Origin of the sequence: Hamadaea sp. NPDC050747 (assembly GCF_040654195.1) — a bacterium.
Classification (GTDB): Bacteria; Actinomycetota; Actinomycetes; order Mycobacteriales; family Micromonosporaceae; genus Hamadaea.
Genome location: NZ_JBFAHM010000015.1, coordinates 40,875 through 60,456, shown reverse-complemented (window position 1 = coordinate 60,456; position 19,582 = coordinate 40,875). Strand labels below are relative to the sequence as shown.

Below are 19,582 nucleotides of genomic sequence, written 5' to 3'. Positions count from 1 at the left end.
TGCCGGTAAGGTCTTCACATGTCGATCTCGCGCCGCGCCCTTCTGTCCACAGTGCCCGCAGCCGCCCTGCTCACCGTGGCGGGCCAGATCCGTGCGGGGAAGGCGCAGGCCGCACCCGGTGACCAGGACCGGCTGATCGCCAACACGGTGGCGATGCTGGCCGGTACGCCGGAGAGCAACGCCCGGCCGGAGGTCGCCGGCAAGCTGGCGGCGATCGAGGCGACGGCGCGTACGTGGCTGCAGGCGCTGGACACCGCCGGTTCGGGCGAGTTGTTCAAGGGTCTGCCGCTGGGCACGAGCGACCCGAATCTGAAGAGCACCAGCCAGCACCTGTATGAGATCGCCCTCGCGACCCGGGTCCCCGGCGGCGCGCTCAACGGCGACTCGGCGATCCAGGCCCGGGTCCTGGAGAAGCTGCGCTGGCTCCACGAGAACTACTACGGCGACCAGAGCAAGGGCTACTACGGAAACTGGTTCAACTGGGAGATCGGCATCTCCACCGACGTCACGCGTACGCTGGCGCTGCTCGCCGACGTCGCCCCGGCCGACCTGGTGACCGCCTACGTCGCCAGCATGGACGCGTACCTGCGCAACGGCAAGAACGGCGACGTCGATCTGGACTCGCGCTTCCACACCGGCGCGAACCTCGCCGACATCACCGCCAACCGCATCCTCCAGGCGGCCCTCCTGCGGGACGACGCGCGACTGGCCAAGGCGGTCGCCGACCAGCTCACGGTGTTCGCGACGGTCGACCCGTACAACCTCCAGCACGGGGTCACCGACGGGTACTACGCCGACGGGTCGTTCCTGCAGCACGCCTCGGTGGCGTACACCGGCTCGTATGGCAAGGGCCTGCTCACCCGGGCGGTGCAGACGATCAAGGTGCTCGACGGCACGAGCTACGCGTCCACCGACACGGTGGTTCCCGTCGTGCAGCGCTGGGTGGTCGACGGCTTCGCTCCGCTGATCTTCGAGGGCTACCTCATGGAGATCGTCAAGGGGCGGGCGGTCTCGCGGACCACCACCGGCTACGCGGACGTCGCGATCATCGTCGAGGCCATCGTGGATCTCAGCGGCTACAGCGCCGACGCGGTCGCCCTGAAGAGCTACATCAAGCACATCCGCCAAAGCTCGCGCGCGACGCTCACGCCCACGTCGTTCGTCTCGCCGGTGAGCATCAGCCGGTACGCCGACATCATGGCGGACGCGGCGATCCCGGCGGCCGACCTGAACCCGGCGAGCCGGAGCGTGGCGTTCAACGCGATGGACCGGGTGGTGCACCGCCGTCCCGGGTACGCCTTCGCGCTGGCCCGCAGCTCGGAGCGGATCTCGGCGTACGAGTACATGAGCGGCGAGAACCTGATGCCCTGGTTCCAGGGAGCCGGGGCGCACTACCTCTACCTCGCCGGTCAGGATCACACGCAGACGTTCGGGGTGGACTACTACACGACGGTGTCGCCGTACCGGCTCGCCGGGGTGACCGCGCCCGAGGAGGCCCGGCGGACCATCCCGGAGCTGTACGGGACGCTCTGGTACGACAACCCGGCGCTGGGCTTCACCTCGTCCTCGGAGTCGCAGAACACCTACGTCTACTTCCCGGTCTGCACCAACGAGCACTCCGGCGGAGCGGTGCTCGGCGCCTACGGCGCGGCCGGGCTGGTGCTCGGCGACGACGCGGCGTACGCCGCCCAGCAGGCCGGTGAGCTGCCCGGTGACTTCGTGGCGTACCGGAACGCCGAGGCGACGAAGTCGTGGTTCCTGTTCGACGACGAGATCGTCGTGCTGGCGGCGGGCGTACGCGACTCCGGGCGGGCGGTCACGACGACGTTCGACAGCCGGATCGCATCTCCGTCCGATGTGGTCAGTCTGACGGAGGGCGACCGCTGGCTCCGGTACGCCAACGACACGCAGAACACCGCGGTCGGCTACCGCTTCCTCGCCGGTACGCGCCCGGCGCCGTCGAACACGTCGGTCACCGCGAGCCGCCGGGTGGTGCGTACCGGCAACCCGGACACGAAGGTGACCAAGCAGGTGTTCACGCTGGGGGTCACCGAGCCCGCCGGGGCCGAGGCCGCCGCGTACGCGTACGCCATCGTGCCGAACGCGTCGGCCGAGGCGCTGGCCGCGTACGAGGACTGCCGCCTGACGATCCTGGCGAACACGCCGCAGACGCAAGCCGTGAAGCACTCGGGGCTGGGCCTGGTGGCGGTCAACAGCTTCACGCCGGGCGACCATCACGCCGAGCGGCTCGTCGTCGACGGGCCCGCGTCGGTCCTCGTCCAGACCACGCGTCAACACGTGACCGTCGCCGTGGCCGACCCGACGACCAAGCGGGACACGGTCACCGTGACGATCCACGGTCGCACCCTGCGGGCGGTCGAAAGCGCCGAGGGAATGCGGATCCGTCCGGTCGCCGGCGGGACTCGGATCGAGGTCGCCACGCGGCACGCGTACGGCCGGAGCTTCACGGCCCGGCTGCGCGCGGACCAGTAGCGAAACTGTAGGCCATCTGTAGACGATTGCTGACACTCTCCATCAAGGCCTCAATACGGCCGCCACTTGATGGAGGTAGGCATGACCCTCACCCGACGTTGGATCCTCTCCCGCGGCGCGGCCACCGCCGTCGCGGCGGTGGCCGGCTCGGCCGTCCTGGCCGACCGGGCGTCCGCCCTGCCCGCCGTCGACATGGAGCTGGTGCTCCTGGCGGCCGAGCTCGACCCGCCCAAGCCCGACGAGGGCCTGACCCCGAACGCCTACGCGCACGTGCTGGAGGTCGAGAAGGCCTTGAGCGCCAAGGGTTTCCTGTCCTCCAGCCTGGTCGACGGCCACTACGGCACCTCCACGGTCTCCGCGTACGCCGCCTACCAGCGGTCGCTCGGCTACACGGGGATCAACGCGAACGGCATTCCCGGCCCGACGTCGCTGACGACGCTCGGCACCAACCGCTTCACCGTCAGCCGGGCCGTGTCGACCGGTTCGACGACGGACAGCTACGGCGGCGAGCGGGTGAACACCCGGACGAAGAACATGCTGGCCAAGGCGGATTCGCTGCTGTCGTGGTCGATCACCCTGTCGCAGGGCTCCTACACCTCGACGAACCCCTCGTCGGCCGGTACGCACGACGGCGGCGGCGTGGTCGACATCTCGGTGACGAACCTGACGACCACGCAGCGCTGGCAGACGGTGAAGGCGCTGCGTACGGTCGGCTTCGCGGCCTGGCTGCGCAACCCGTCCCAGGGCGACTGGCCGTACCACATCCACGCGGCGGCGGTGCTGGACCCGGACATGGCGCCGACGGCCCGCGACCAGATCTACGACTACTACATCGGCAAGAACGGGCTGGCCAACCACGCCGCCGACGACACTCCGTCGGCGTACCGGATGCCGTTCACCTGGTGGGAGCAGTACAAGCGCTCCCTCTGAGCACCATGATCATTGCGTCAGCCATGCTGTTTGAGCGGACAAATCGCTTCGCGAAGCAGCATGGCTGACGCGATGATCACGCGAAACGGGGTGGCGCGGCGAGCGGGCGGGCAAGAAGGCGCCAAGAGGGCCGCGGTTAGCGTGCGGGCATGAGGCGCCGGATAGTGACCGCGGCATTCGCGGTGGCGACGATCGCCGCGATCGCCTGGGTGCTCCGCGGCCAGGACTGGTCGGTGCTGCGGACGACGCTCGACGGCCGGCCGGCCGGCTTCGTCGTGACGATGGGCGTTCTGGCGCTGCTGGCCAACGCGGTCGCGTTGCTCGCCGCGATGACGTCGTGGCGGCAGACCCTGCGGGCGGCCGGGCACGAGCTGACCACTATGGACGCCACTCGGCTGTACTTCGCCGGCCAGTTCGCGAAGTACCTGCCCGGCAAGGTCTTCAGCCTCGTCGTGAACCTGCGCATGGGCCGTACGCTCGGCGTACCGGCGGCGCGGATGGCTTCGGCCTGGGTGCTGACGCTGGTGATCGGGGTGCTCACCGGTGCGACCATCGGCCTGCTGGCCGGGCCGGAATTGCTGGGCGCGTCGGCAGGCTGGCTGATCCTGGCGGCGTTACCGATCGTGGCGGCGCTGATCCGGCCGAGCCTGCTGAGCACGGCTGCCACGGTGGCCGCACGGGTGCTGCGGCGGCCCGCTCCGGAGGTCAACCCCGACGGCGTACGCCCGGCGCTGGTCACGCAACTGCTGTCGTGGCTCGCCGCCGGGCTCCAGCTCTGGTTGATCGCCGTCGCGGTCGGCGCGAACCCGGTCGGCTCGCTCCTGCTGTGCGTTGGCGCGTTCGGCCTGGCGACCGTCGCCGGGATGTTCGCCGTCTTCGCGCCCGAAGGGATCGGCGTACGCGAAGTCCTGCTGCTGGCCGCGCTCGGCGTGAGTCTTCCGCTGCCGGTCGCCAGCGTGGTGGCCCTGTCGAGCCGGTTGATCGTCATCCTCAGCGAACTGCTCACCGCTCTGGTCGCCTACGGGGTGGCGGTGACCCTGCAGAAGCAGAGCCAAGATTCGAGCAAGGCCGTGCCGGTACGTTCCTAATCATGACGGCGCCGCTGGTCTCGGTGATCATTCCCAACTACAACTACGGTCGTACGCTCGGCGAATGCGTCGCGGCCGTGCAACGGCAGACCTATCCGAACATCGAGATCATCGTGGCCGACGACGCCAGCACGGACGACTCGGTGGCGATCGCGAGCCGCCTCGGCGTGACCGTGCTGGAGACGGACGTGAACGCCGGAGTCTCGACGGCCCGCAATCGCGGCGCCGAGCGGGCCGCCGGTGAGGTGCTGTTCTTCGTCGACTCCGATGTCGCCCTGGCCCCCGACGCGGTCGCGAACGCCGTCGAGCAGCTGCTGGCCGACGACCGGCTCGGCGCGGTCTGCGGCATGTACCAGGCCGAGCCGATGTTCCCGGACAGCCTGGTCAAGCGGTACCGGGCGATCCAGCAGTTCGTCTGGTTCACCGAGATCGACGGGCCGATCCCGGGCCTGCACTCGGCCCTGTTCGCGATCCGGACGGCGGTCTTCCGGGAGGTCGGCCCGTTCAACGACCGGCTGCGGTGGACCGAGGAGCAGGACTACGGCTTCCGGCTCAACGCCAAGTACGTCGTGCTGGCGACGTCGGCCGTCCAGGGCCGGCACGACCACGACGGCACGTTGCGCGTGATGCTCACGAAGGTCTTTCAGCGTACGCGGCTGGGCGCGCCGAACTGGGTGCGGTTGCGGGCGCTGCCGGGCGGAGCCGGTTCGGGCAACCGGGCGCTGGGCAGCGCGTTCCTCCTGGCCGCGATCGCCGCGGTGCTCCTGCCGATCGTGTTCGGGCCGGTCGCCCTGCTCGCGTGCCCGGTGCTCGCCGGAATCTCGATCGCGCTCGACGGCCGCACTTACGCGTACGCGTTCCGGAATCATGGCGTCCTTTTCGGACTCCAGTTCACCGTCCTGCATATGCTGGTGACGCTGACCTCCGCCGTCGCCGCCGGAGTCGGAATCCTGCAGGGCCTGCTCTTCCCGCGCATGACGCGGCGGCTCTACCGCGTCGGAACCCCCGCCTGACCCGAAAGGTTCGCCATGACCACCTTCACCATCGACAGCACCGCGAGCGACGTCCTGGCCGGTGTCGACCTGACCGGCAAGCTCGCAGTCGTCACCGGCGGCTACTCCGGGCTCGGGCTCGCCACGACCAAGGCGCTCGCGGCGGCCGGAGCGACCGTCGTGGTGCCCGCGAAGCGCCCGGCGTCGGCGGCCGAGGCGCTGGCGGGCGTACCGGGGGTCGAGGTCGACGAGCTGGACCTGGCCGACCTGGGCAGCGTGGAGGCGTTCGCCGAACGGTTCGCCAAGTCCGGTCGCGGCATCGATCTGCTGCTCGCCAACGCCGGGGTGATGGCGCTGGCGGAGACCCGGGTCGGACCCGGGTGGGAGGGTCACTTCGCGATCAACCACCTCGGTCACTACGCCCTGGTGAACCGGCTCTTCCCGGCGCTGTCCGCCGACGGCGGTGCGCGCGTTGTGGTCACCTCCTCCGGCGTCAGCCCGGACGCCACGCTCAACTGGGACGACGTCCAGTTCGAGAACGGCTACGACCGGTGGGCGGCGTACGCGCAGTCGAAGTTCGCCAACGCGTTGTTCGCCGCGCAACTCGACGTGCTGGGCCAGGCGTCCGGCGTACGCGCCTTCTCGGTCAACCCCGGCTACATCCTGACGCCGTTGCAGCGGCATCTGACCACGCAGGAGATGGTGGACGCCGGCTGGATCGACGCCGAGGGCAACGCGCTGCTACCCGAATTCCGCTCGACCGAGCAGGGCGCGGCGACCCCGGTGTGGGCGGCGACCTCACCGGAACTGGCCGGCGACGGGGGTGCGTACCTCAAGGCGTGCGAGGTCGTGCGGCGCTTCGACACTCCGGGCGACCGGGATCAGGCCGTCCGTCTGTGGGCGCTGTCGGCCGAGCTGACCGGCGTCGACATCGCGAAATGATGAGCCGGCTCTTCGCCCTCACTCCCGGCTCGAGCGTTCAAGCCGGCGAGGTCGCCTCGTAGCGGGCGGCGATCCGGTCCCCGAGGGCGTAGCCCTCGACGATCCGCTCCACGAGCCGGTTGTGCCGCTGGGGGACGGTTCCGTCGTCCACAGCGGACAGCTCGGCGGCGGTGCGCCACCATCGCGCGGCCGGTCCGTGCGCTACTGCACTCCTGGTGGCTCGCTCAAGAGGCTCCCCGGCGACGACGTGCACCGCCTGGCGGCCGTCCTCCCGGGCCTCGTCGCACGCCTTGCTCCACAGGGCCAGCTCTTCGGCCAGATCGTGATGACCCTCGTCGCGCAGCCGGTCCGCCGCGGTGCGCCCGGCCGCCGACAGCCGCGCCGGTCCGCCGAGATAGCGGGCCGGCGCCGGGCCGTCGTCGTCCAGGATCATCGCGTAGACGCAGGCCATCATGGTCTCCAGCCGCCCGGCCAGCAGCATCAGCTGCCCCAGGTCGCGCAGCTCGGCGTCGTCATAGAAGAGCTGACGGTACGCCGGAAGCCGAACCGGCGCGCTGACTTCGCCGCGCAGTACCGCCACGTGCAGGTCGCGTAGCTCCGCGCCCGGTTCGACGCCGAGCTGCTCGGCGATCTGCGTACGCACGACGGCGTAGCACTGCAGCGCCTCGGAGGTGCGGCCGAGCGCGCACAACGCCCACATGTGCTGGGCGACGACGGGTTCGGCCAGCGGATGGGACTCGACGATCGGGGCGAGCCGGTCGGCGACCGTCTCGGCGTTGCCTCGGCGCAGTTCCTCGGCGGCCCAGGCGCTGGCGACTCCGACGAGCTGGGATTCGACGCCTCGGCGTACCTTGGCCGCCCAGAACCCGGTCAGCTGGGCCAGCGGCCGTCCTCGCCACAGGTCCATCGCCTCGCGCAGGACGACGATCCGCGTTGGATCGGCCCGGTACGCCTCGAGCAGCCGGCTGATCCGGTGGACGTCGACGTGGTCGCGGTCGAGGTCGAGCACGTAGCCGTCGACCTGTTTGATCAGGCGTACGCCGTGGTCGGCGAACAGGCGGCGGAGCCGGGCGATGTGCGCGTAGAGGGCGCTGCGGGGGGCCTCCGGCGGATCGGCGCCCCAGACGCGTTCCACCAACGCGTCGAGGCCGACGGGGCTGCCCGCGTCCATCGCGAGTGCCGCGAGGACAGCCCGGCGCTGCAGCGGGCCCGCGTCCAGCGGGCGGCCGCCCGACTCCACCTCGATCGAACCCAGCAGTCTGATCCGCATGTGCTCCCCCCGAAGACACGTCGATCTCGGCGGCCCCCGCCGTTGGGAGCGTTCCCATGACCGTTCGACTTTATCCGTCCGCCTTATGTGGACGGAAGACCTGTCACTACATCGATACAGTCTGGTATCGCCGCCGAAAAGACGGGTCGACGGCGTACCGGAGTGCGCCGGTCAGACCGCCGAGACCGACGGCGAATCCGTAGACGAAGGTGAGCGCGGCGGCGGCCGTCGCGACGCGCAATCCCGCCGCCGTACGCACGAAGCCGAGCATGCCGCGGATCGTCCACAGGAACGCGACGAGACCCACCGTGGCCAGCAATCCGAGGACCGGCCAGACCAGGGCCAGCAGTACGCCGAGCCCGGTCAGCCCGATGGCGGCCAGCTCGGCCGGCCGGTGCAACGCCTCCCGCTCCGGCTTGAGGCCGCGTTGTTTGAGGACGAGCGGAATCAGGGACACCGCCCGGCCGAACCGTTTGCGTACCACCGAGGTGACGCGATCGTCGTCGTCGTGGAAGCCGACGACGTGGACCGCCCGGCCGACCGGGAAATTCTCGGCGATCCGCAGCCCGAACTCGTGGTCCTCGTTCGTCCACTGCCCGACCAGGCGCTCGTCGAAGCCGCCGAGGCGGTCGACGACCTCCCGGCGCAGGGCGCCGACCGCGAAATGTCCGGTGTGGACGACGTCGAGCCGGGACTGCCGATAGTGTCCGGTGAGCACCTGTACGCGTTCCACGATGCCGTCGTCGACGAGCGGGCGGTCGCCGTAGACGCCCCAGACCGCGGCGTACTCGGGGTGCTCGGCGAACATGCGTACGGCCTGCTCGACGGCGTCCGGGGCGAGCGCGACGTCGGAGTCGGCGAAGAACAGGATGTCACCGCGGGCGGCGGCCATGCCCCGGTTGCGAGCTAGCCCGGCTCCCCCGTTGACCGGCATCCGCACCACGGTCGCGCCGAGTCCTTCGGCGATCGCGGCCGAGTCGTCGGTGCTCGCGTCGTCCACGACGATCACCTCGATCTCGGCGTACGTCTGGGTCAGCGCGGCCTCGACGCACAACGCGAGGGTCTTGCGGCTGTTGTGGCAGGGCACGATGACAGAGACCAGCGGCGGCATCGGGTTCACCCGGCCGACAGCACGACGCGCTGGGCCTTGTGGTCCGAGAAGCCCTTCGGGTCGAGCAGGTCGTACGCGGACACGTCGACGTCGGCCGTGGTGAACAGCCAGTCCAGCCGCCACTTCGCCGAGCCGACCGGCCAGGTCGCCGGGTAGAGCGAGCCCAGCGCCGGGGACTGGTCGACGAGCCGGTCCGGCAGCGTCTGCAGCAGATTCATCGCGGGCGAGGTGTTGAAGTCACCACCGAGCACGACACGGTTCGGATTCGCGGTGATGTCCTCGGCGAGCGCCCGGTAGCTCGCCCGGCGGATCTCGAAGTTGAACCGGTCGATCGCGAACATGCTCTTGTCGGGATCGGAGCGCAGCCGGAAAATGCGCTGCGGCGGCTGGTAGATGTGCGAGTTGTAGAACGAGACGACGTGCCCGCCCACCACGATGTCCGTACGCAGCGTCTGGGACTGGTAGAACAGCGGGCGGTCGGCCAGCCCCGGCGGTACGGGACGCAAATCCTCCGGCATCCAAGGTATCGAGTCGAGCCAGTGATGGCCGACGACGGGCAGCCGGCTCAGCGTCAGATCCCGTCCGGCGAGGACGATCTCGTAGCCGGGGAACCATTGCCGGAGCAGGTCGGTCTGGTCGATCGCCAGCGCCTGCGAGAACGTGTCGGCGCGGGTGAGGTCGACGTGGGCGTACTCCTGCAGGAGGTAGACGTCGGCGTCGAGGGACCGCAGGAACTTGTAGAAGGCTCCGGTCGGGTGCGGGCCGCCGGGTTCGAGGTCCTGATCCCAGTACTCCGTGTTCCAGGTGACCAGGGTGATCGCGCCCGGCCCGGCGGCGGGACGCGAATGCCACAGGGTCGCCGCGTTGATCCCCGCGTAGTCGTAGCCGAGGATCAGGCCGCACAGTGCCACGGCGATGAGCAGCCGTCGCCGAGTGACCGCCGCGAGCAGGATCAGCAGGATCGGGACGGCCGCGAAGACGAACGGGGGCGCGAGATCCGCCGGCCCCCACCAGTACGCCCGGCCGCTCAGCACGCGGTGGGCCACCACGAACACCAGCCAGCCGACGCAGACCAGCCCCGTCAGGCGTACCCGCCAAGAACGTCGCGGACGCGGCGGAAGCGCGGACGCCGCCGGTTTCTCGACGGGAGCGACCACAAAGCTAGGCACGAGCCCAGTTTCGCGGGCGCACCTTGCCGGAAGCTTGCCCTCGCGGACAAGAACGCGGCAAAGATCGATCATTACCGTCGGACGGGTGCGGATCGTTGTCACCGGCGCGGCCGGGATGCTGGGCACGGCCTTGCTGTCGCGGCCGTGGCCCGGGGTCAGCTGGACCGGTGTGGACATCCGGCCGTTGACCGTGGGCGCCGACTTCGTCCACGCCGATGTTCGCGACACCGAGGCGATGGAGCGGGCGTTCCGGCAGGCCGACATCGTGATCCATTCGGCGGCCGCGTTGCCGAGCAACCGTTCGGCCGAGATCCGCTCGGTCGACGTGGACGGTACGGCGTCCGTCGTCGCGGCGGCGCAGCGGGCCGGGGTCGGGCGGCTGGTGCACATCTCCTCGACCGCCGTCTACGGTCTGCCCCAGCTCTGCCCGACGCCGGAGGACTATCCGTGCCGGCCGGTGGACGCCTACTCGGCGGCCAAGCTCGAAGCCGAACTGATCGTGCTGCGCGCGCGAGCCGAAGGGCTGTGCACGCCGATCCTGCGCCCCAAGACCTTCCTCGGCCCGGAACGGCTTGGCCTGTTCTCGATGCTGTTCGAGTGGGCCGACGAGGGCCGTCACTTTCCGCTGCTCGGCGGGGGGAACGTCCGCACGCAGATGCTCGACGTGGACGACCTGTGCGTCGCCGTGCGGCTGGTCTGCGAGCGGCCGGAGTCCGTTGTGGACGACACGTTCAACATCGGCGCGGCACGGTTCGGCACGTTGCGCGAGGACTTCCAGGCGGTGCTGGACGCGGCCGGTCACGGTCGCCGCGTGGTCACCGTGCCGGTCGGCCCGGCCGTGGCGGTCCTGCGGGCGCTCGCGGCGCTTCATCTCTCGCCGGTGTACGCGCGGCTGGTGCACAAGCTTCGGCGGGACTCGTACGTCTCGATCGACAAGGCGGTCGATCAGCTCGGCTTCGTGCCCCGGGTGAGCAACTCCGAGGCGCTGCTCAAGACGTACGCCTGGTGGCGTGGCACGGCCGGAGCCGGCCGCCGCGCGACGGGGACCACCCATCGAGACCCCTGGCGGCAGGGCGCCCTCCGGCTGGCGAAGGCGTTGTTCTAAGAGGAGCGGCTCATGGTGCAGACCCTGGAGAGCCCGGCGTCCACGGCGCTCGAACCACCCGTTCGGTTCCGCTGGCGGCCGCTGCTGTCCCTGCTGCGGCCCCGGCACTGGATCAAGGGCGCCCCCGTGGTGGCCGCTCCCCTGATCACCGCGCCACTGATCACGGCCACGCATGCGGCACCGCTCGGCCTGACGCTGGCCGCGTTCCTGGCGGCCTCGTCCACCGTGTACGTGCTGAACGATCTCCGGGACCGGGAAGCCGATCGGCTGCATCCGGTGAAACGCCTGCGGGCGCTGGCCAGCGGCCGGGTGACCGTCCGGGCGGCGACCTTCCTGCTGGTCGTGCTCGCCGTCGTCACCACGGCTCTGCTGACGCTGCTGCCCTTGGTGGTGGCGGGGGTCGTCGGGGCGTACGTCGCGGTCAACGTCTGGTACAGCCTGGCGTTGAAGCACCAGCCGCTCGTCGACGTCTCCGTGGTGGCGGCCGGATTCGTCCTGCGCGCGCTCGCCGGGACGATCGCGGCCGGGCTGCCCGTCGGCCCGTTCCTGCTGATCTGCGTCTACTGCGCCTGCGTGGCGTTGTCGCTGGGCAAGCGGCGGCACGAGCTGGCGGTGGTCGGCGACGCGCACCGGTCGGCGCTGTCGGCGTACTCGGTGCCGTTCCTGGATCACGTGGTCGTGGTCAACCTCGTCGTGGCGCTCGCCGGTTACGTCGCCTTCCTGTGGGGGCTGGCCTCGCCGTACGGGGCGATCGCGACGGTCGTGACGTTCCCGTTCGCCACCTTCACGATCTACCGCTACCTCCAGATGGTGATGGTCGACCGGTCCGGCGGCGACCCGGTCGTCGACCTCGTCCGGGACGGGCCGATGCGGGCCGGCGCCGGGCTTTGGGCCGCCTCGCTGGCCGCCGTCCTGCTCGCGAGCGCGCTGTGACTCTCGACTACGACGTCTGCGTCGCCGTGAACTACTACACGCCCTATGTCAGTGGGCTGACCGAGGTCGCTCGGGTCGTCGCCGAAGGGCTCGCCGCCCGGGGCCGGCGGGTCGCCGTCGTCGCGGCGCAGCACGACCCGTCCTCGCCGCCGCGCGAAGTATTGTCCGGTGTGGACGTGTACCGGACTCCGGTGACCGCGACGATCAACCGGGGGCTGGTCAGCCCGTCCTTCCCGGCGACCGTACGCCGGATCGCCCGCCGATCCCGGGTGCTGCACCTGCACCTGCCGATGCTGGAGGCGGGACTGATCGCCACTCGCCTGCCGACGCCGATCGTGTCGACGTACCACATCGATCTGTGGCTGCCACCGGGGCTCGTGGCGCGGGCCGCCACCGCCGCCGTGGCCGTCTCCGCCCGGTACGCCCTACGCCGCTCGGCGGCGGTCGTCGTCAACAGTGACGACCAGGCGGCCCATTCGCAGCTGTGGCCGGTGCTGGAGACGGCCCGGCGGGAGGCGATCTCGGCGCCATGTCTCGACCGGTCCGGCGGGCGACCCTCCTATCGGGAGACCGGCGGGCCGCACATCGGCTTCCTCGGCCGGATCGTCGCCGACAAAGGCCTGGAGTACCTGCTTTCGGCGTTCGATCAGATCGGCGATCCGGAGGCCCGCTTGCTCATCGGCGGCGACTACCTGACCGTCGCCGGGACCTCGGTGATCGACCGCATCCGGGCGGCTGCCGACCGCGATCCCCGCATCCGCATCCTCGGCCTGCTCCGAGGGCAGCAGATCGCCGACTTCTACGCCTCGATCGACGCCTTCGCCCTGCCCTCGGTCGCGGAGTCCTTCGGAATCGCACAAGCCGAGGCGATGATGTGCGGCGTACCATCGGTCACCACCGACCTGCCCGGCGGCCGGTATCCCGTCGTCGCCACCGGGATGGGGCTCGTGGTGCCACCACGGTCGCCCTCGCATCTGCTGACCGCACTGCTCGATGTGCTGACCTGGCCTTCGTCGCGGCGCGCTGAGGGCGCTTCGCGGGCGCGGGACCTGTTCGGGCTGGCGGGCTGCCTCGACCGGTACGCGGCCCTGTTCGACTCGGTCGCGGCTGCTCCCGCGCCCGCTCCCGCGCCGTGATCACTCCGCCGGCGCCCGCGCCGTGATCATTGCGCCAGCCATGCTGTTTCGCTCTGCGAAATGTCCGTTGATACAGCATGGCTGACGCAATGATCATGCGAAGAGGGCTAGCCGGCGAGGTGGCCCCACGAGCGTTCGAGGTGCGCCCACGAACCCCGCGCGCGGACTGCCCCGTCGATGATCACGACGACCTTGTCCGCCTGCGCCAGCGCCGCCCGCTTCGACGTCGAGCCGATCACCGTGATGCCCCGGTCGCGGAGCGCCCGCCACAGGGCGAGTTCGGTGGTCACGTCCAACGCCGAGGAGACGTCGTCGGCGACGAGCAGCTCCGTACGCGGAGCGAGCGCGCGGGCCAGCGCCAGCCGCTGCAGCTGACCGCCGGACAGGCGCGTGCCCTTGTGCCCGATGATCAGCCCGAGCCCGGCCGATGCCAGGTCGTGATCCAGCTGCGCGGTGGTGACCGCCGCCTGCGCTTCCAGGTCGTGGCCGAGCTGGATGTTGTCGGCGACCGACCCGGACAGGACGCGCGGTAGCTGCGCCACATAGCCGACCTGGTTGGGTCGCAGGAACAGCTCCGGCCGCGTGATCGGCTCACCGTTCCACCGCAGGACGCCGGTGTGGTGCACGATGCCGGCCAGCGCCCGCAGCAGCGACGACTTGCCGGAGCCGACCGGGCCGACGACGAGGACGAGTTCGCCCCGGTCGACCGTCAGATCGACGTCGTGCACCGCGATCGTGCCGTCCTCGTGCACCGCCGTGAACCGGGACAACTCCAGGCGCTGCAGCGGCGTACGGGGCGCCGGTTCCGGGGCGGGCGCGGTGCCCGCCGACAGGTCGACGCCGTCGACCGCCTTGGTGTAGTCGCCGATGCCGGCCATCGACACCGTCCGCTTGGTCCACACCCGGGCCGAGGGCAGCGACGAGATCAGGGAGGCCGTCGTCCACGCGAACCACCGGGCCGAGCCCAGTGTGGACACCGCGACGAGGGTCGCACCCGAGGACAGCGATCCACCCAGATACATCGCCCACGCGCCGATCGGCAACAGTCCACTCAGGATCGCCGGGGTCGAGCGGGCCCAGACCTGCACGGCGATCTCCCGCCGCTGACGATCGCTGCGCGCCGTGTCCAGCCGCGCGAGATGGTCCAGGACCGGCCGGGTCGCGCCCGCCAACTTGACGGTACGCGCAGCGGTGAGCGACGACACGAGCGCGGTGGCGAAGGCCGCCCGCGCCGCGACCGTGTTCTTGGCCGAGCTGGCCAGCTTCGGTCCGAACAGGGTCGCCGCGAGTCCGCTGAACACCATCGTGCCGAGGAAGAACGCGCCGGGGACCAACGACCCGGAGATCAGCGTCATCGCGGCGACCGTCGTCAGCGAGATCCACTGGTCGACCACGTTGTCCGCGAGGAACACGACGCGTTCGGTGTCGCCCGCCTGCGCGACGACCTCGGCCGGGGTGTGGTTGCTGACCCGGCGCGGGCCGGTCTGCCCGTACACCAGACGCTGGCTGATCCGCAGCATCTGCCGGACCCACCACTCGGGATACCAGCGGTTCACGACGTAGGGCATCGGGGCGGTCAGCAGCAACGCCGAGACGATGCCGACGGCCGGCCAGAGCAGGCCGCCGTCGCCGTCCACGAGGTCGCTCCACAGCCACGGCAGCGCCGAGCCGTCGAGGCCGAACACGATCATCGCCATGAAGATGGCCAGCGACGTCAGGCCGAACTTGGGATCGTTGACCGTCAGCCGGACGATCTGGCCGAGCGTACGCGCCTTGGGCTGCTTGGGCAGCGGCGGCGGATCGGTCTTCGCCTCCCGTTTGACCGGCTCGGCCGGGACGGCCGCCACGATGGCGGGCTCCGGCCGCTCGGCGAGCGCGACCCCACCGCCGGTGCCTGCGGTGCTGTGCGCGGCGGCCGCGACGGACTCGGAGGCGGCCTCGATGCTGGTCGCGAGCAGCTCGGCGAAGCGCGCCGACTCCTGCAGCGGGCCCGCCTCGACGACCACCCCGTCGGCGAGAATGACGACCTCGTCGCAGTGCCGCACCGAGGACAGCCGATGCGCGATGACGATGCCGATCCGGTCGCGCAGCAGGCGTTCGGTCGCCCGTTGCACCCGGCCCTCGGTCACCGGGTCGAGGCGGGCGGTGGCCTCGTCGAGGATGACGACCTGCGGATCACGGACGAGGATGCGGGCGAACGCGACCAGCTGCTCCTGCCCGGCCGACAGCACGTAACCGCCGTCACCGAGGCGGGTCTCCAGCCCGTCCGGCAGGTCGGTCACCCAGTCCTGCAGTTCGAGCTGCCGGATGGCGTCACCGGCGTGAGGCAGCAGCTCGGGGTCGAACAAGGCGATGTTCTCCGCCAGCGTCCCGGCGAGGATGTCGGTGCGCTGCGGCACCACGGCGATCCAGCGGCGCAGCTGTTCGACGTCGAGGTCGAGCAGATCCGTCCCGGACAGCAGCACCGTGCCCCGGGGCAGCGCGACCGCCCGGGTGAGCACCTTGGCCAGGGTCGACTTGCCCGACCCGGTACGCCCGATGAGCGCGTACGACCGGCCCGGGGCGAAGGTCAGGTTCACGTCGTGCAACGCGGGCGGACGGTCGTCGCCGTGCGCGTACCGGAAGGTCAGGTCGCGTACTTCCAGGTGGCCCGCGGTCGGCGGCTGCCCGCCCACCGGCTCCTGCGCCGATTCGCGCAGCAGCACGACACGGTTCCACGCGCCGAGCGCGTACTGGAGTTCGGGCACCATCCGGCTGACGTGCTCGACCGTGCCGCCGAAGGCCAGGGCGAGCAGCCAGATCGCGGTCAGCCGGGCACTGTCGACCCGGTCGCCGGCCAGCGCCCACACGCCGCCGAGGACCACCAGGGCGATGCAGACCCGGGTGGTGATCGCGGCGATGGCGGTCATCTCGGCGGTCCCCCGCCACACTCGGCGACCACGTTCGAGGACGACCTTGGCCCGCCGGGCGAACAGCCGCATCACGTACGGGCGGGCCAATGTGGTCCGCACGTCGTCCTGCCCGTGAATGGACTCCTCCATCACGGCGGCCAGATCCGACCAGGCCTCCTCCTCCGCCATCCGCGCCGGAGTGATCTTCTGGGCGGGTTTGCGCAACTTCCAGACGACGAAGGCCGACACGAGCACCATCGCCAGACCGGCCGGCCACCACACGAACACCGAGATCACGACGGACAGCACGGCGACCGCCACACCCTGCCCGATACGGATGCCCTGCCCCCGGACCGACGACGCGACCTGGTTCACATCGCTGTCGATGCGGTCGAGCAGCTCACCGACCGGAGTGCCTTCCAAGGTGGGCAGATCCTGCCCGAACGCCACCTGGCACAGCTGCCGGCGTACGCGGGCCGACCAGTCCGCCGTCAATCGGGCCATGAGCAGGCTGATCACCAGATCGCTGAGCACCGCGAGCACGAGGGCGACCGCGAGCAGGGTGAACAGGACACCCGACCGGTAAAGCAGCACGGGACCGGCGATGGCGGCGCCCACGGCCTGCCCGGCAGCGCCCAGCGCCACCAGCACCACCACGACCAGGGCCCGACGGGGTGAGGCGGACCACAGGTCCCGGAAGAGGCGCATCTTCCCAGCTTGGCCGAGCTGTGGCCGGCTCCTCAACCGGTTTTAGGCAAGATCACCCGCGGAGCTGGGCCGCCACCGCGGTGACCATGTATTGGAACTGGGGGGCGACCGTCTGATGGCGACCGGGCACCCCGAGCGCGCCTGGCGGGAGGAAGGCGAGGTTGCACCGGCGGCAGAAGAAGGCGGCGTTCCACACCGCCGACTGCGACGGATAGATCGCCGAGTAGGCGTTGTACGCCTGCCGCGCCCGCTGCCGGGAGGTGATCCGGTGGATGATGAGCGCCACCGCGACGATGAGGAACGGGCCGCCGATCGCCGCCCAGAAGATCACGGCGGTGCGTACGGCGTGGTCGGCCCCGCCGGCGAGCAGCGGGACGGTGAGGCATCCGGCGAGGACCGGGGCGGCGAGGGCGAATCCGATCAGCACCCCGCCCCGCTGCGGCGGCATCGCGGGGACGGGCGGCGGTGCCAGCGTGTCCGCCAGCAGGGTGCTGGTGCGGCCGGACGTGTGGGTGACCGTTCGGCCGACGACCGGGACGGCCCGGCCGCCGGCGAAGCCCACGCCGCTCGTCACCCCGGTCGACACTCCGGAATACGTGCCGGACTGCGACTCGTAAAGAGAACGGACGGTCTGCACCTGATCATGCTGTGCACACTGTGGACAGTCGAGGGCGGTCACGCATGATCATGGCACATCCGGGTGCACGGTCCGATCACGAGGTCGCGACGGCCGGAGGGGCGATCCCGGGGTCGGCGGTGCGGGCGAGGCGGCGACCCGGCAGGGTCGCCGTGCCGAGCAGCACGAGCGCTGCGACGGCGTACAGGAGCTGGGCGGGCACGTGATCGGCCAACGCTCCGGCCACCGCCGTCCCCATCGTGATGCCCGCGTTGCCCGCCGTGTTGACCCAGACCGACGCCCGTGTCCGGGCACCGGCCGGAGCCAGGTCGTCGGCGAGGGCGTACGCCATGATCAGGCCGGGTGACAGCAGCAGCCCGGTCACGATCAGCCCGACCGCCAGCACCCACAATGGACTGAGCAGGATCAGCCCGGCGACCAACGCCGCCAGCGCCAGGGCCGCCCTCGGCAGCAGCCGGGCGAACGGCGTCGCCCAGGTACGCCGCCCGAACAGCAGCCCGCCGACGGCGCTCCCGGCCGACATCCCGGCCATCAGCCAGCCCGCCGACGCCGGGGTGCCCGCGTTCGCAGCCGTCACCGGCACCGCCACGTCGACCAGGCCCAGCGCGGCGAACAGCCCGGCCAGGGTGAACAGCATCGGCCGGAAACCCGGCGACCGCAGCAGACCCGCGCCCGTCTCCGCCGGAGTGTCCGCCGCATCGGCGATGGTCGGCGTACGGGAGGTGGCGGGGCCGAAGCCGAAGACGGCCGATCCGATGATCATCAACAGGAGGGCGAGCGCCAAGGCCATCCGGGGATCGGCGACCGCGATCGCCACCCCCGTGATCAGCGGACCCGCCGTGAACAGCACTTCCTCGACGACCGCGTCGAGGCTGAGCGCTCGCAGGCGCAGCGGCCCCTCCGGCATCAGATCCGCCCACACGGTACGCATCGTCGGCCCGAGCGGCGGCGGGCACGCCCCGACCAGGGCAGCCGCCGCGAGCAGGATCGGCGTGGGCGCGTGCGCCGAGGCGGCCCACACGAGCAGGGCGGTGCTCACGGCGTACAAGCCGGCCAAAGCAGGCAGGACGCGGCGGCCGAACCGGTCGACGAGCCGCGCCCGACCTGGGCCGCCGAGCACGACGGTCAGGTTGAGGGCCGCGGCGGTGAGTCCCGCGGACCCGAGCGAGCCGGTGGCCTGGGCGACGGTGAAGAAGAGCGCGAGCGGCAGGATGCCGTACGCGAGACGGCCCACGGTCGCGGGCAGGAACAGCCGCAGCACCCGCGGCCTGGACAAGACGGCACGGTAAGACGTGCCCGCACGAACGGCGGACATGGAAAAGACTCCCGGAAAATAGACACGAGTGAGGGCGGCGTCAGGTGCGCGCCGTCACTAGTGCGGGCCGGAAGTCACGTCAGGCACACTAGCAGCGTGAGCTTCGATCTTGGTAGTCCCACTTTGCAAGGCCGGCTCGTCCGGCTGGAGCCGTTGGACCAGCGGCACGCAGACGACCTCGCCGCGGCCGCGACCGTCGACCGCGCGTCGTACGGCTTCACGTGGGTGCCTACCACGTCGGAGGTGCCGGAATACATCGCGGCGCAGCTCGGCCGGCGGGACTCGGGGCTGCTCGCGCCGTTCGCGCAGGTGTCGACGGCCACCGGGCGGGCGGTCGGATGCACGGCGTACTGGGATCCCCGGCTGTGGCCGGGCGGCGACCGGCTGGCCGCCATCGAGGTCGGGTTCACCTGGCTGGCCGCGTCCGCTCAGGGCACGGGCATCAACGTCGAGGCGAAACTGCTGCTGTTCGCGTACGCCTTCGAGACCTGGGACGTCGCGCGCGTCGACCTCAAGACGGACGCCCGGAATGCCCGTTCCCGGGCGGCCCTGGAGAAGCTCGGGCTGCACTTCGAGGGCGTCCTGCGGAACTGGTCGCAGTCGTGGGCGCCCGGAGAGAAGGGCCGGTTGCGGGACTCGGCGGTGTTCTCCGTCGTGCCCGAGGAATGGCCGGCCGTGCGGTCCACCATGGAAGCGCGCCTCGCCCGCTTCGTCTCGTCGGAGTCCTCCGCCGCATGATCATCGCGTTATCCGGCTCCCTCGCGTCATCCGGCTCCCCGCGTTATCCGGCTCCCTCGCGTTATCCCGGATAACGTCCCCTATTGGGCGCCGCAAGGCCGCGTTATCCGGGATAACGCGAGCG

Annotated in this window: 15 protein-coding genes; 9 read left to right on the top strand and 6 right to left on the bottom strand. The window is 70.9% G+C overall.

Translation table 11 applies throughout. The features are described from left to right. Positions 1–18: 18 nt before the first annotated feature. The 5 genes from AB0H43_RS31845 (at position 19) to AB0H43_RS31825 (ending at position 6,445) form a co-directional block, all read left to right on the top strand. Positions 19–2,493, top strand: a complete 2,475-nt coding sequence (locus tag AB0H43_RS31845) for a polysaccharide lyase family 8 super-sandwich domain-containing protein (protein ID WP_360005438.1) — start codon at positions 19–21, stop codon at positions 2,491–2,493. Positions 2,494–2,574: 81 nt separating this feature from the next. After that, entirely contained in the window at positions 2,575–3,423 is an 849-nt protein-coding gene (locus AB0H43_RS31840) for a peptidoglycan-binding domain-containing protein (RefSeq protein ID WP_360005436.1), read from the top strand. 149 nt (positions 3,424–3,572) lie between these two features. Further along, complete coding sequence (locus tag AB0H43_RS31835; protein ID WP_360005434.1) at positions 3,573–4,511, top strand: lysylphosphatidylglycerol synthase domain-containing protein; 939 nt, start codon at positions 3,573–3,575, stop codon at positions 4,509–4,511. Positions 4,512–4,513: 2 nt separating this feature from the next. Continuing rightward, positions 4,514–5,524, top strand: coding sequence for a glycosyltransferase family A protein (locus AB0H43_RS31830; RefSeq protein ID WP_360005432.1), 1,011 nt, complete (start codon positions 4,514–4,516; stop codon positions 5,522–5,524). Between the two features lie 15 nt (positions 5,525–5,539). Further along, positions 5,540–6,445, top strand: a complete 906-nt coding sequence (locus AB0H43_RS31825) for an SDR family NAD(P)-dependent oxidoreductase (protein ID WP_360005430.1) — start codon at positions 5,540–5,542, stop codon at positions 6,443–6,445. A gap of 37 nt (positions 6,446–6,482) precedes the next feature. Here AB0H43_RS31825 and AB0H43_RS31820 read toward each other — a convergent pair whose 3' ends face one another. From AB0H43_RS31820 to AB0H43_RS31810, 3 genes are all read right to left on the bottom strand, one after another. Continuing rightward, positions 6,483–7,715, bottom strand: a complete 1,233-nt coding sequence (locus AB0H43_RS31820; RefSeq protein WP_360005428.1) for a BTAD domain-containing putative transcriptional regulator — start codon at positions 7,713–7,715, stop codon at positions 6,483–6,485. A gap of 106 nt (positions 7,716–7,821) precedes the next feature. Continuing rightward, positions 7,822–8,826 (bottom strand): glycosyltransferase, encoded by a 1,005-nt coding sequence (locus tag AB0H43_RS31815; RefSeq protein ID WP_360005426.1) that lies wholly within the window; start codon positions 8,824–8,826, stop codon positions 7,822–7,824. 5 nt (positions 8,827–8,831) lie between these two features. Then, positions 8,832–9,995 carry an endonuclease/exonuclease/phosphatase family protein gene (locus AB0H43_RS31810; RefSeq protein ID WP_360005425.1) on the bottom strand — a complete coding sequence of 388 codons (1,164 nt, stop codon included), beginning with the start codon at positions 9,993–9,995 and terminating at the stop codon, positions 8,832–8,834. A gap of 85 nt (positions 9,996–10,080) precedes the next feature. On the opposite strand from AB0H43_RS31810, the gene AB0H43_RS31805 reads away from it, so the two are divergent. The 3 genes from AB0H43_RS31805 to AB0H43_RS31795 are packed head-to-tail and all read left to right on the top strand — an operon-like array spanning position 10,081 to position 13,169. After that, positions 10,081–11,100, top strand: a complete 1,020-nt coding sequence (locus AB0H43_RS31805; RefSeq protein ID WP_360005423.1) for an NAD-dependent epimerase/dehydratase family protein — start codon at positions 10,081–10,083, stop codon at positions 11,098–11,100. Positions 11,101–11,112: 12 nt separating this feature from the next. Next, on the top strand, positions 11,113–12,033 hold the full coding sequence (locus AB0H43_RS31800) for a UbiA prenyltransferase family protein (RefSeq protein ID WP_360005421.1): 921 nt from the start codon (positions 11,113–11,115) through the stop codon (positions 12,031–12,033). After that, a complete protein-coding gene (locus AB0H43_RS31795; protein ID WP_360005419.1) occupies positions 12,030–13,169 on the top strand; it encodes a glycosyltransferase in 1,140 nt (379 codons plus the stop codon). The genes AB0H43_RS31800 and AB0H43_RS31795 overlap by 4 nt, the downstream gene beginning before the upstream one ends. Positions 13,170–13,276: 107 nt before the next feature. Here the strand turns inward: AB0H43_RS31795 and AB0H43_RS31790 are convergent, their stop codons facing one another. The 3 genes from AB0H43_RS31790 to AB0H43_RS31780 form a co-directional block, all read right to left on the bottom strand. After that, positions 13,277–16,768 carry an ABC transporter ATP-binding protein gene (locus AB0H43_RS31790; RefSeq protein ID WP_360005418.1) on the bottom strand — a complete coding sequence of 1,164 codons (3,492 nt, stop codon included), beginning with the start codon at positions 16,766–16,768 and terminating at the stop codon, positions 13,277–13,279. A gap of 52 nt (positions 16,769–16,820) precedes the next feature. After that, positions 16,821–17,405, bottom strand: coding sequence for a hypothetical protein (locus AB0H43_RS31785; RefSeq protein WP_360005416.1), 585 nt, complete (start codon positions 17,403–17,405; stop codon positions 16,821–16,823). Between the two features lie 76 nt (positions 17,406–17,481). Then, positions 17,482–18,681, bottom strand: coding sequence for an MFS transporter (locus AB0H43_RS31780; protein WP_360005414.1), 1,200 nt, complete (start codon positions 18,679–18,681; stop codon positions 17,482–17,484). Positions 18,682–18,816: 135 nt separating this feature from the next. Between AB0H43_RS31780 and AB0H43_RS31775 the strand changes: the two genes are divergently transcribed. Then, positions 18,817–19,458, top strand: a complete 642-nt coding sequence (locus tag AB0H43_RS31775) for a GNAT family protein (protein ID WP_360005412.1) — start codon at positions 18,817–18,819, stop codon at positions 19,456–19,458. Positions 19,459–19,582: the final 124 nt, after the last annotated feature.

Coding starts and splice junctions, on each gene's coding strand:
- AB0H43_RS31845 (WP_360005438.1), top strand. CDS start 19: ATGTCGATCTCGCGCCGCGCCCTTCTGTCCACAGTGCCCGCAGCCGCC.
- AB0H43_RS31840 (WP_360005436.1), top strand. CDS start 2,575: ATGACCCTCACCCGACGTTGGATCCTCTCCCGCGGCGCGGCCACCGCC.
- AB0H43_RS31835 (WP_360005434.1), top strand. CDS start 3,573: ATGAGGCGCCGGATAGTGACCGCGGCATTCGCGGTGGCGACGATCGCC.
- AB0H43_RS31830 (WP_360005432.1), top strand. CDS start 4,514: ATGACGGCGCCGCTGGTCTCGGTGATCATTCCCAACTACAACTACGGT.
- AB0H43_RS31825 (WP_360005430.1), top strand. CDS start 5,540: ATGACCACCTTCACCATCGACAGCACCGCGAGCGACGTCCTGGCCGGT.
- AB0H43_RS31820 (WP_360005428.1), bottom strand. CDS start 7,715: ATGCGGATCAGACTGCTGGGTTCGATCGAGGTGGAGTCGGGCGGCCGC.
- AB0H43_RS31815 (WP_360005426.1), bottom strand. CDS start 8,826: ATGCCGCCGCTGGTCTCTGTCATCGTGCCCTGCCACAACAGCCGCAAG.
- AB0H43_RS31800 (WP_360005421.1), top strand. CDS start 11,113: ATGGTGCAGACCCTGGAGAGCCCGGCGTCCACGGCGCTCGAACCACCC.
- AB0H43_RS31790 (WP_360005418.1), bottom strand. CDS start 16,768: ATGCGCCTCTTCCGGGACCTGTGGTCCGCCTCACCCCGTCGGGCCCTG.